The following is a 12,190-nucleotide window of genomic DNA, read 5'->3' on the forward strand; positions in this document are numbered from 1 at the left end:
CATCTGCATAGGCTGCATGTGAGTGATGGACGGTTTCTTTGGCACACAATTTACAGAGCCTGTGACCGGCGATTTCCATCAGGGGTATATGGTGGGTAGGGCAGAGTGTTTCTATTGTTTTTGCGCGAAACTGGAGCGTTTTAAGCATGGTATTCATGATTATTCTCCTAAATCCATTTGGAATTTTCTAAAAAATCCTCATTTTTTTCTTCAGAATTTGAAGATAAAGATAAAGATAAAGATGAAGATGAAGATGAAGATGAAGATGAAGATGAAGGGCATGGTTCAAGCATGACTTGAGTAATACTCGGGCTCTTCTCAGGAGTTGCTTGAGCATTTACTTTGCGTTGCTTGGCTGATGCTTGAGCATTACTTGCGGATTTCCCCCAACGTGCTTGGGCTGCATTTTTAGCTTTATCAGATTTCATTTGCTGATTTTGCAATGCCTGGCTTTTTAAACTGGTTAAAAAATTTGAATGAATCTGCTCAGATTCGATTTCAAACAATTCTAGGGCTATTAGCGTATTCAACAAAGTTTTAGCCTTGGTGTGCTGCGGTAATTTCGTGATGCTACATACAGTAGCTAGGTCATGAGGAATGGCACCATTTTTCCAGAAATCCATCATTAACAGCAGTGCCGCACCAATTTGTTCTGCCGTCATTCGTGCAAATTTTGCCTGTAGGTCGCCAATATAGAGTGGCATCCAAATTGAAATATCTTTATGCATGTGTTCACCTTTTTATAGGTATAGAGGGGCTAAGGTCATCGATTTGATGACCTTTTATGTTTGTTTTATGAGTGAGCGAGACTCATTAACCGGAAACGGGCCTGTTGAGCCAAGTCATCGTAATGAGCTTGCCCTTCATCCAGCATTCGCTGTAGCCAGAGTCTTAATGCTTGGTGATCATCGAAGCATTTATTGATTTCCAGCAAAAAGGCCAGATTGTGCAGTTTGGGAATGTGTAACTCTTGAATAAGTTCACGCGCGACCATATCTGCTTCTGGGCTAACGACTACGCCGCCAAAGAAAGCTTTACTGTTCATGGGCAAGCTCCTCTGTATTCAGTCTCTCCAGCATGGCTTCAAAAGCACTACCATCGCGACGTGTAACATTCGGAATGTAGCGGCTATAGACTCGAAACAGCATTTCAGTGGTTGAATGTCCCAGCTGGCGTGCGATCCATTCCGGGTTCTCGCCTGCAGATAACCATAATGTTGCAGCGGTATGACGTGTTTGATAAGCACGACGGGGCTTTAACCCTAAAAAGCGTAATAGGGGGTGCCAGACACGCTTGTTTACCAAGCGATAATCGAGAGGTCCACCATCACGATTGCAGAAAACAAAACTGGATTTACCATTATTTAAGCTTTTCTGTTGCAGAAAGGCCTGATAAACCCGATCACTCATTTGGATCGTGCGGTCAGAACCATAAGTTTTGGTTCCACCCAGCTCCCCATTTACTAACGCTTCTTTGATATGGATTTCACGACGTGGTAAGTCCACATTTTTCCATTGCAAGCCATCGATCTCACTGGTGCGCATACCTGTGAAAAATCGAACAGTATAATAAGGCTTGAAATCATCACGAACTGTGGCAAGGATTGCGTGTACTTCCTTTAATGAAAAAGGTGTTACTTCAATCTTTCCTTGCTTTAAGTTCTTGATATTTTTATAAGGGCTATCAAAGTCATATCGTTCAGCAGCACTATCGAGTATCATGCGAAGTGCTATCATAATCTGGTTGATTCTTGATGGTGAAAGACATTCTTGGTTTTTCCCGTGAGTCACTTTGGCGAGGGATGAGCGGAATCCAAGAATGTCTGACTTTTTAATATTAATTACCGGAATTGTGCCAAAAAAAGGGATTAAGTACTTTTTGATCACAATTTGAATTTTTCCCTTGTAGCTCGTACGCCATTCTATTTCTTTATCAGTGAACCAGATTTCACAGAATTTTGAAAATAGAGGTGTTTTAGAGCTGATCTCATTTACTCTGTTTTCTGCATTTTTGATTTCTTTCAAACGAGAACTTTTTGGAAAGTATTTAGCATAGTCAAAAATACCCAATAAGATTTCTGCTTCCATTCGCTCAATCGCTTTTTCAAGCTTTTTGCGATTTTGAGCATTGTCTTCCAGAGCTGTTGTTTCACGACAACGGATGTTTAAGTATCGAAAATCGACACATAACTTACCGTATCTGGTACGGATGGCAGCCATAATAATGTTCTCCTTACTGAAGTTGTAGGCTGTGTAGCGAGCCTAAAGTGGTTTTGGTCATATCTTCTTCAATACGCTCCCATACATATAAAATTTTGCGTCCACCAAAAGGGCGGATGTAATGAATACCTTCGATTAGAACGCTATCCTTTAACTGATTACGAATGGTACGTTCGTTATAATGGATTCGTTCCGCCAATTCTTTTGTAGTAATATAAGTAAGATTCATGTTTGTATCCTTTTATAAAGTATCACAATGGTGTTATTTAAGATCACAATGCAATAATAAATGCGTTTAATACATCATGCAAGTACTTTATTACACAATGGTGGTAATTAATGATAGTTTGTAACTTGCCTGTTCTTTTGGCGGAACGAAGAATGAAAGTGGCAGATGTAGCTCGGGCAACCGGAATGAGTAAGACGACTTTACATAAGCTTTATAATGGTCAATCAACTCGTATTGATTTTGAAACATTAGAAAAATTGTGCGTATTGTTAAATGTAGACGTTGGTGATTTATTAAAGTTCAAGCCAGATGAATAATTATTGCTAATAAAAAGCGTCATATAATTTAATGATTTTCTAGTTAGTATATTGTTTTTATTGAGTATTTTTGGTGACCAAATTTGGTCACCATTTTTTATAAGAGATTAAAAAGCTTTAATGAAAGCCATAAGGGAGTGCTTCAGGTTTTTTTAAAAATTACTCAGTTCATATTGAGTAGAATTCATGCAAAAACTTAAACATGTTGATCTATAGTTGACATTGATAGGGCACGTTTTGGTCACTTTTGGTCACGTAAGCCCACTCTTAACTGATCTAACTTAACTTTTTACTCACTTTGAAGCTGATAGCTTTATAGAATGAAAGAAAAAATGTTATTTAAAATCAACAACGAAAAAGCCCCAATCTTTCGATTAGGGCTTTTTGAATTTGGAGCGGGAAACGAGACTCGAACTCGCGACCCCAACCTTGAGGACGTCAAACAAGGTCAGCCGTTAGTTAAAGTCAGCAGTGCTAACTACTCACAGCAAGTAGTACAAGCGCAATCAGGGCTGGAACAAGCGACCACCAATTTAGCCAACCAGCAACAAATCATCGAGCAGCGCAAAGCCGATGTCAAAGCCGCGCAGGCAAAAGTAGCACAAGTTAAAACCCAGCTAGCATTGTCTATCCAACAGCTTAAACGACTTGAATCCTTGGTCGGTGTTGGCGCCGTGTCACAAAATGAAGTCGATACTGCCAAAGCGGCAGTTAAAAACAATGAAGCACTGATGAGCCAAGCAATCGCCAGTGTCAATGTCGCCCGCGAAGGTCAAAAGACCGCGGAAGTGGCAAAAATTGGTTTGGTGGCACAGATTAAAAGCGCCAATGCACAGCTAAATCAAGCCAATACCAACCAAGAGTATGGCTTAATCACCGCCCCGACCTCAGGTAAATTAGGGCAAATCAATATCCGTACCGGTCAGTTGGTGACACAAGGCACGCAGTTGGTTTATCTCATTCCAAAATCGATGTGGGTCATTGCCAATTTTAAAGAAACCCAAATTGATAAAATGAAAATCGGGCAAAAAGCGTGGTTTACTGTCGATGCCCTAGGCAAACAAAAATTTACGGGGGTAGTCAAAAGCATCTCCCCCGCAACAGGGTCAGAATTTAGTGTCATTAAAACCGACAATGCCACCGGGAATTTTACCAAAGTGGTACAGCGCATTTCTGTACGCATTGACATCGATGGCAATCAAAGTCGTCTGAATGAATTGATACCCGGCATGTCGGTAGTGGCAACAGTAGATACGTCAAGTTAGCAAATTACCCCTTTTTATTCTCCTTGGCCAAACGCAGTTTAGTGAATTAAGCTTAAAAAATCTTTCGCTAAATAAGCTGGGTTAGGATATTGATAGAACCCTTCACCCGTGGCTTCACCCAATTTGTTGGTATCGACCAGTTCTGCTTTGAGCTTTTCAGCGGGCTGCTGCAAAGAAGGGTCCGTTTTTGCCAGTTCATTTAAGATATTGTAGTTGGTTGTCATGCCATTTTTATCCAAAATCGCCATCGGTCCAAAGGGTGAACCCGTGGCTATCATCCACGTTTTATCAATGGTTGCGGCGTTGGCAACGCCGTTTGCCCACAGTTTTAACCCCGCTACCAATAACGGAATCAATAAGCTATCAAGCACATAGCCCGATTGTTCTTTTTTCACCGCTATCGGTAGCATAGCAATGGCTTTGGCAAATTCGATGACGTCAGCATAGACTTGTGGGTCGCAACTTGGGGCCGCCATCAACTCCACCGTATTACGGATATGGATATGATTGGCAAAATGCAGCATCAAGAATTTTTCTGGACGGTTAGTAAAGGTTGATAACACGCTTGGCAATAACGTCGATGAGTTACTGGCAAACACGGTTTTGGCAGGGGCGGCGGCTGAGGCTTTGCTATAAAAATCTTTTTTGATGTCTAAGCTTTCTGGCACCGCTTCAATCAATAGGTCTGCATCTTTTAACGCCTCATTCAAGTCCGTGGTGTAAGCCAAATTGTTGCTGGCTGCTGCCACTTGGGCATCGGTTTCACCTAGGTCATGCTGATGCTGATTGGCAAGGTCGGTAAAGCGGGTTTTCGCCTTAGCAATCGCGTCATCGTTAATGTCATAAATCGTCACGTTAAACCCATGAAACGCACATTGCACCGCAATTTGGTTGCCCAATACGCCACTGCCTGCCACGGTAATATTTTTATAGGGTACTTTGGATAAATCCGCTTTGGGTGGTTTTAAAAAATCAGGATTTTTAAAGGCGGGATTGGGGTATTGATAAAATCCTTCGCCCGTTGGTACGCCCAGTTTATTTTTCTCAATGTAATCTTTTTTGAGCATATCGACGACCGCTTGGTCTTGTTGTTTGCCCTTAGCCACAGCAAGCTTGTAAATATTGTAAGGGGTAGTCAGCCCCAGCATATCATAAAAAGCAAATGGTCCCATCGGCGAGCCTGTGCCAAGCATCCAAGTTTTGTCGATGGTTTGAATGTCAGCAATGCCTTGGATATACAGCTGCATCCCTGCATTTAACCAAGGATTGAGTAGTGAATTTAGTACATAGCCCGAGGTTTCTTTGTTGACGATAATAGGCACCATGCCGATTTGTTTGGCAAACGCGGTCACCCCATCAAATACATTAGGGTCAGTATCGGCATGCGACATAATTTCGGCAAGATTGCGCTTCCAAATCTCATTGGCAAAATGCATCATCAAAAACTTAGCAGGACGGTCGGTAAATTTGACCAAATCACTGGGCAACATGGTAGATGAGTTACTGACAAATACGGTTTTTTCGGGTGCGGCTGCTGAGGCTTTTTGATAAAAATCTTTTTTGATGGCGACATCTTCGGGCACCGCTTCAATCAACAAGTCGGCGTCTTTTAAGGCGGCGGTTAAATCTGATGTATAGCTCAAGTTTTGTTCAGCCTGTTTGGCTTGTTCGCTTGTTTCACTTAAATCATCCTGATGACGTTTGGCGATATTGGCAAATTTGGTTTTGGCTTTATTGAGCACCTCGTCATTGATATCATACACAACGACTTTAAAACCATGAAACGCCGCTTGTACGGCGATTTGATAGCCCAAAACACCACTGCCTGCGACTGTGATATGGGTAAAATTAACAAGAGGATTCGACTCTGACATACAATACTCCTAGATTGATTGGCAAATACGCAACTTTATTTTTGGTATTATCGTATTTGCTAATCACTATGTTTAATAGCTTAAGTTTAATGAAATAAGTTTAATGGCGTAAAAAGGTAAAAAACCGTTAGCCCAGTCACAGGCTAACGGTTTTTGAATGATTAAAGGCGATGTAGTTTTTTACCCAATGGGTGAAATTTTACCCCAAACAATGCCCCCATAACCGCCCCGCTACTGGTTTTTTGCCAAATTTAAAGGTTATAAAAATCTTTATCAAATGCCTGTTTTAGATTGATTGGCTCGGCACGTTTTTTATGATTTAAACGATGGCGAGTGGTCGAGGCGGTCTGATAGGCACGCAGTCGCGCATGTTGCAAATTACCAATCGGACGGTTGGCTTCAATACAGCGAAACGGGGTAAATGACAAGTGTTCCATAATGTCAAAATTACCGTCATCCGGCACATCTTGGCAAGGGATGGTGAGTTTTGCCACTGTCACAAACGGGGCGTCTTTTTCATCCCATTCTTTGGTCAAGTCATTAATGGGTTGGTCTTTTAAGTTACGGCACAGCTGGATTTGCACATCAAACTCATAATCGTGCTCACGGATTTCTTGTAAAATCAGAGGACGAATCGCCTCGTTAGTAGCGTTGACATCTAGGTCACGGCGCTTGATTTTGGCTTGTGACGCTTTGGTCGGAGCAACACGGATTTTTGCCATATAGTCGCCATGACGCACCGCTCCTTGTGAATAAAAACTGTATAACAAGGTATTTTGCGGTTTGATGGTTTTAAACTTACTAAAAGCCCTAAAAGTCTTGAGGGATTCTTTGGATGGCAGTTTTTTGCCATATTGGGTAAGCCAGTCAAAGGCAAATTTGGCTTGACCTTTCGCCCCTTTGGCAAAATAATCATTTAATTGTAAAAATAGCCGTGAAATATAACTATAGTCTTGGATAGTATTACAAAAGAAAATAGGGAAATTAATCAGATTGTAGTCAAAGTTTGGGCTATCTGGCTCATCTGGCAGTAATTTGTCGCCTTTGACACCAAAGACTTTAATCGCCAACCCTTGAGAAAGCCCCAACTTGTTGTCGGCAGCCACACGAGATGAGCCGTTAGAAAAACGAATCACTGCTTCATGACGAGCGGGTTTGGCATAGATACCTTGGGCGTATTCTTTGGGCAGTTTTGGTAAAATCTCAAAGTTGGCTTTTAAGGCACAGTAGCCTTTGGCATGTGCATCTCGGGTGTGATAATTGATTTTGCTAACGGTGTCTGATTTGCCGATATAGTCACGAATATCTGCGGTGATTTGGTCGATGGCTTTTTCATCGTCGCTAGTAAGCTGGTCGATGGCTGGATCAAACTTGGCATAACGACCACCGAATAATTTATTTAACATGATGATTGTCCTTTGTTATTTTCATTATTTTATAAGGTTAGGTGCACTAAAAACGCCTAACCTTTTTTTATTTAGTTTTACTCTAATATGAATTTTCGTTAAGCTCACTAATCCATTTGAGTGCCGACAAGCTTGGTACAAAAAGATATTCACCGCCTTGTAGGGTATTAAATTGCAAAATATTGGTATGACGCTTACGAATTGGCTCATCGGGTACGGTGAATACATCGCTATCAGCGTCACTACCTGCGTGTACGCCTAGCATTGGGTCACGTTCTTCCCCAAGGTTCATAAAGTTACCGTCATTAATCCATTGGCTTTGCAAAAACTCAAGCGTGTCCATGGCATGCGCGCTGATACCGATAAAAAATAAACCCCGTTCTTGACCATCGTCTTGGGTCACGTTGGGCGGCACGATATCGCCATACGAAACGCTACGGCGGATGATACGGTGAAGACGCACATCGCTTAGAATAAAATCTTTGGTATTGCGGGGGTTCATACGGCGAGCATGGGCACCAAATGGGCAGCCTTTGCCATACGGATCGTCCGTGTAGTCAAATTTATTGTTTGCTACATTGTCTTTACCGAGGGCTTCATCATCATGGTCTGGGCTTAGGGTGATGGGGGCACCCGAACGCCAGCGACCAAACATTTTTGCCCCCAATTTATCGGCTTTAGCTGGGTCATTGTCGCTTTGTTCAAGGCAATAGCGGTGAAAGTCAGCCACATTACTGTGGTATTTTCGCAGTACCATAAACGAGCCGTTTTTTCCCAATACTTCAGGCTGTGGCATGGGGGGTACCACGCCCGCCTCACCTTTATAACCTAACACAAATTCACCTGCCGCAATCGGGCGTTCGGTGTTATTTTCAAGGGTGATACCACTGCCATCCACTTCTGGGTTACTGATGCCATCGCGATAACCAAACACGTTTTTGACGTCACCATCTACGCCAAAATCATGTTCCACCAAGATTTCGATGGCGTTACGGCTGGTATCTAGATAAGGGGCAAACGCCTGTTTAAGTTCGGCAAGTTTGGCTTGCCATTTTTCTTGGCTACCGGCAATCACCGCGCCGCAAATATGAATATCGCCTTTATCACCAAATGGCGCAAGCCAGTTGCTCGGGTCATTGTCACCTTTGTCACCCAAGATATCGGAGCGGCCTGCCATCCCTGTTTTGAAATTTTCTGGGAAAGAATCAAGCGAGCTTTGCGGTAAGCCTAAAGCTTTTAGCCCCTCATACGTCATCACAATGGTCAAATTGGCATCCATGTCTTTTTGGAAATTTTTTGAGCCTGTGACGTTTGGTAATACCGCTTTTAGTAATTCACGACCTGCGTTGCTGTCATTGACTTTTAGCGCGGCAAGCGTGCCATAGTAAGGTGCAGGGCGGTCATGCAAGATGATGGCTTGAATATCCTCAAGCTCCATCGTGGCGATATTGGGATAGATAGCGTTCGTTGCCCGTGTCATGACGCTGTGCAGCTGCGTGCCGATTTTTTGTTTGGCTTCGTGTACCCGTTCTTTGACACTGCCTTTTTCAGCGGGTGTATCGCTGTGTTCAAATTTGTCTTTAATGGCATCTATGCCATGCTCGATACCATCTTGTAGATGGGTTTTTAATTTGCCAAGTAGGCTTTCATTCGCTGGGTTGTCGTTATTCATGGTCGTTCCTAGCAGAGAATTTTAAAAATTTGATGCTGAAAGCTTGTTCACCATACACCACGCTAAATATCGCTTGCTTATGGTAAAATCACTGAACAAATCGCTTTTGTATCGAAATTTTAACCTAAAGCTTGCCCGTTCAGAGTACGGTTAGAATAGTACGCTGATAAACGTGATATGGTGAATACAGGTTCTAAGCGGGCTTATTGGGCTTGTTCAATGGCTTTATTAATGCCACGCACGATTTTGTCATTACGCGCAATATCACGAACCGTCAGATGCGGTACACCTACATACCAACCGGTAGCGGTAATCTGATGGTCAAGGATAAATTGCTTGACAGTCGGGCTTTTAATCCCAGGCCAACCCTCTACATTGCCAAAAATCAAATCCATGAGTTCTGGAATTTTGGTAGCAAAGTCGTTGATGTAAGCATCCCAATCGCCATCATAGGCGGTACAAAACAGTAGCTTAGTATCATTGTCTAAAAACACCAACCGCAAATCATGCAAGGTGCCTACATTGGTCGCCCCTGCAAGATTGCCTTTGGTAATTTCCAAAATTCGCTTGATACGAGCTGCCCCATCTTTGGTCAAGGGGGCGATGGCGGTGAGTTCAGACACTTTGCCTGATTTTAAGCCCTTTTCACCGGCACTGGTGACAGAATGGTCATAGCCATCATTAGCGCCCTCTTTTAGATTTGCCATGAACATTTGGGCTTTTAATGCCACATCGTCTAATAAAGAAAGTTTTTCATTGTTTTCAGTTGTCATATTTATTGCCCTTATAGTTAGTTGATCATTAATTGAAGTGCATGATTTAAATTTATTTATCCCATTGTTTTATGATTTAAAATTTAAATCTTTTTTATTGTATAAGCCGCAAAAAGCAAAAAGCGTTAAAATAACTTTCATCACCCATAAAATTACAAAACTAAACTATTGATTAAAAAATGACATACTAGAGACCGTAAAACTAACAGTGTTGGCTTAAAAAATTTTCATTACTATCAATAGGTTATTCACATCCCGAATATAACCTAGCTATAGAGAAGTCATTTTTCCTGTGTTGCATTTGCTAAAAAAGTTGGGATATTGACACCTTGATGATTAACTTTAGCAAAGTAGCTTGCTGGTCTAATCTCACCGTATAACTGGCTACCACTTTTTAAAACAAAGTCTATCAGTTAAAAGGTTTATCAGTTAAAAGATGTTTATCATGGCTAGGGTGGATTCCACACACCCTGTCGGATGATAGGTGTCTAATGATAGGTATAGACGAAGCGAAAAACGTGCTTTAATTAGCACGTTTTATCAAAAGCATTGAAGACGCCTTTAATATGTCTTTAAGATGAATTTAAGAGGCGATGGCGTGTTTAGGTGCAGCAGTGGTAGGTGTTTTTGGGGTTGCAGTGTCACGGGTTTGTTGCGGTGGTGCATAGTTATTAGCGACAATCTCACCAAACGGTCCTGTCAAATTTGGCTTGACCAAGGTGTTTTGGGTGTCTATCGGTAATAATGGGAAAACCAATTCAGCAAACCGATACGCCTCTTCTAAGTGTGGATAGCCTGAAAAAATAAAGTTATCAATGCCCAAATCGGCATACTCTTGAATACGCGCGGCAACAGTTTGTGGGTCGCCCACCAGTGCGGTGCCTGCGCCACCACGTACCAGTCCAATCCCTGCCCATAAGTTGGGCGAAATTTCTAAGTTATCACGGCGACCGCCATGCAAGGCTGCCATACGTTGTTGTCCCACCGAGTCCATTTGGGCAAATTTGGCTTGGGCAGCGGCAATGGTGTCGTCATTCACATGACTCAATAATTCATCAGCGGCTTGCCAAGCGGCTTCATTGGTTTCACGCACAATCACGTGCAGACGAATACCATAGCTTAATGTACGACCTTTGGCAGCGGCTTTGGTTTTAAGCTGCTCAATCTTCTCTTTGACGGCGGCAGGCGGCTCACCCCACGTCAAATAACTGTCAACTTGTTCGGCAGCCAGTGTTTGCGCCGCCTCAGATGAACCGCCAAACCACAAGGGCGGATATGGCTGTTGTAGAGGGGGGTACAGCAATTTAGCATCTTCTACTTGCAAGCGTTCACCGTTAAAAGTAAAGGATTCGCCTGTGTGCGAGCGAGTCAAAATCTCTCGCCAAATCGTGGTGTATTCACTGGCTGTCTGATAACGCGTCGCGTGGTCTTCAAAGATGCCATCGCCTTTAAGCTCTTGTTTATCGCCGCCTGTGACCAGATTAAGCAGCAATCGACCATTTGATAATCGATCAAAGGTGCCTGTCATGCGAGCAGCAAGCGCGGGTGTCGTCACCCAAGGGCGGAATGCCACCAAAAACTTTAAGCGAGTGGTCGCATCAATGAGACTAGCGGCGACCAACCAAGGGTCTTCACATGAGCGACCTGTCGGAATCAACACGCCCTCATAGCCAAGGTTATCGGCTGCCACTGCAATTTGCTTCATATAGGTATGGTCAACGGTTCTTGCCCCTTTACTCGTGCCTAAATAACGACTGTCGCCATGTGTCGGTATAAACCAAAAAATTTTCATCGTAACCCCTGCTTGTAAGCTCAAAAATTGATTAAGATAACTCGCCTTCGGTCGTCTTTGCGTAAGTCCTATTAATAAGTACGCTATTCGGTAGTAATTATTTTGATACCGGTAATTCATTAATGAACTTTATGATTTTCAACATAAAATGATAGGATTTCCTCTCTTTTTCTAGAATTTTTCTGTCTATATTTTAGAGAATAAAGTTGAGATTTTTAGAAATTAATTATAAAAAATGCCAATTATATCAATAATATAATTGGCGGTAGTAAAGACTTCTTTTATCCGGTGATGCGTCTATCATCCCAATAACACGGTACTACAATCAAATTGTTTTCATGTAATCGTGACCATAATCGGACACCTAAATCTCGCTGCATATTTTGGACTGTGAAATTGGAAATCAGCAGAGTAGATTTCATGTTGTCATAACGGCTATATAAGACCTTATGCACCATCTCCAGGCGTTTTTCATGCCGGTCATGCAGGCCATATTCATCAATCACCAATAAATCAAAACTGGAGAAATGGTCGATGACTTCTTTCTCAGAGCGTGAAGCATCTGACCAGGTATCCATCATTTTTTGAGCAATTTCTGCGCTGGTATGGTAGCGTGCAGATTTTGTACTGTTATGCAGAATGT

General features: G+C 42.4%; 11 protein-coding genes and 2 pseudogenes. 2 read left to right on the top strand and 11 right to left on the bottom strand.

What is annotated here, in order from left to right:
• The 5 genes and pseudogenes from NI469_RS14520 to NI469_RS14540 all read right to left on the bottom strand — a co-directional run.
• Positions 1-157 (bottom strand): annotated as a pseudogene (locus NI469_RS14520) (ATP-binding protein); the annotation flags it as partial.
• Between the two features lie 10 nt (positions 158-167).
• The gene (locus NI469_RS14525; RefSeq protein WP_253175602.1) at positions 168-728 is read right to left on the bottom strand and encodes a DUF1376 domain-containing protein; all 561 of its coding nucleotides are present in this window, start codon (positions 726-728) and stop codon (positions 168-170) included.
• 65 nt (positions 729-793) lie between these two features.
• Positions 794-1,045: a hypothetical protein gene (locus NI469_RS14530; protein ID WP_174659126.1), complete on the bottom strand. Its 252-nt coding sequence runs from the start codon at positions 1,043-1,045 to the stop codon at positions 794-796.
• Positions 1,035-2,219: an Arm DNA-binding domain-containing protein gene (locus NI469_RS14535; RefSeq protein WP_253175603.1), complete on the bottom strand. Its 1,185-nt coding sequence runs from the start codon at positions 2,217-2,219 to the stop codon at positions 1,035-1,037. The genes NI469_RS14530 and NI469_RS14535 overlap by 11 nt, the downstream gene beginning before the upstream one ends.
• A gap of 13 nt (positions 2,220-2,232) precedes the next feature.
• Complete coding sequence (locus NI469_RS14540; protein ID WP_001054887.1) at positions 2,233-2,448, bottom strand: hypothetical protein; 216 nt, start codon at positions 2,446-2,448, stop codon at positions 2,233-2,235.
• Positions 2,449-2,558: 110 nt separating this feature from the next.
• Between NI469_RS14540 and NI469_RS14545 the strand changes: the two genes are divergently transcribed.
• A complete protein-coding gene (locus tag NI469_RS14545) occupies positions 2,559-2,765 on the top strand; it encodes a helix-turn-helix domain-containing protein (RefSeq protein ID WP_004280956.1) in 207 nt (68 codons plus the stop codon).
• Positions 2,766-3,097: 332 nt separating this feature from the next.
• Positions 3,098-4,030, top strand: a complete 933-nt coding sequence (locus tag NI469_RS14550) for an HlyD family secretion protein (protein ID WP_004732685.1) — start codon at positions 3,098-3,100, stop codon at positions 4,028-4,030.
• A 38-nt stretch (positions 4,031-4,068) separates the two neighbouring features.
• On the opposite strand, the gene NI469_RS14555 is transcribed toward NI469_RS14550, so the two are convergent.
• The 6 genes and pseudogenes from NI469_RS14555 to NI469_RS14580 all read right to left on the bottom strand — a co-directional run.
• Entirely contained in the window at positions 4,069-5,904 is a 1,836-nt protein-coding gene (locus NI469_RS14555) for a 3-hydroxyacyl-CoA dehydrogenase (protein ID WP_129717733.1), read from the bottom strand.
• Between the two features lie 251 nt (positions 5,905-6,155).
• Positions 6,156-7,310 carry a catalase family protein gene (locus tag NI469_RS14560; RefSeq protein WP_005094628.1) on the bottom strand — a complete coding sequence of 385 codons (1,155 nt, stop codon included), beginning with the start codon at positions 7,308-7,310 and terminating at the stop codon, positions 6,156-6,158.
• Positions 7,311-7,392: 82 nt separating this feature from the next.
• Positions 7,393-8,982, bottom strand: coding sequence for a Dyp-type peroxidase (locus NI469_RS14565; RefSeq protein WP_005094626.1), 1,590 nt, complete (start codon positions 8,980-8,982; stop codon positions 7,393-7,395).
• A 203-nt stretch (positions 8,983-9,185) separates the two neighbouring features.
• Positions 9,186-9,755: a hypothetical protein gene (locus NI469_RS14570; RefSeq protein ID WP_004732677.1), complete on the bottom strand. Its 570-nt coding sequence runs from the start codon at positions 9,753-9,755 to the stop codon at positions 9,186-9,188.
• Between the two features lie 583 nt (positions 9,756-10,338).
• The gene (gene ssuD, locus NI469_RS14575) at positions 10,339-11,547 is read right to left on the bottom strand and encodes an FMNH2-dependent alkanesulfonate monooxygenase (protein ID WP_253175604.1); all 1,209 of its coding nucleotides are present in this window, start codon (positions 11,545-11,547) and stop codon (positions 10,339-10,341) included.
• Between the two features lie 281 nt (positions 11,548-11,828).
• Positions 11,829-12,190, bottom strand: a pseudogene (locus NI469_RS14580) (ATP-binding protein); the annotation flags it as partial.

The sequence above is a fragment of the Acinetobacter lwoffii genome (assembly GCF_024129735.1).
Taxonomy (GTDB): domain Bacteria; phylum Pseudomonadota; class Gammaproteobacteria; order Pseudomonadales; family Moraxellaceae; genus Acinetobacter; species Acinetobacter lwoffii_H.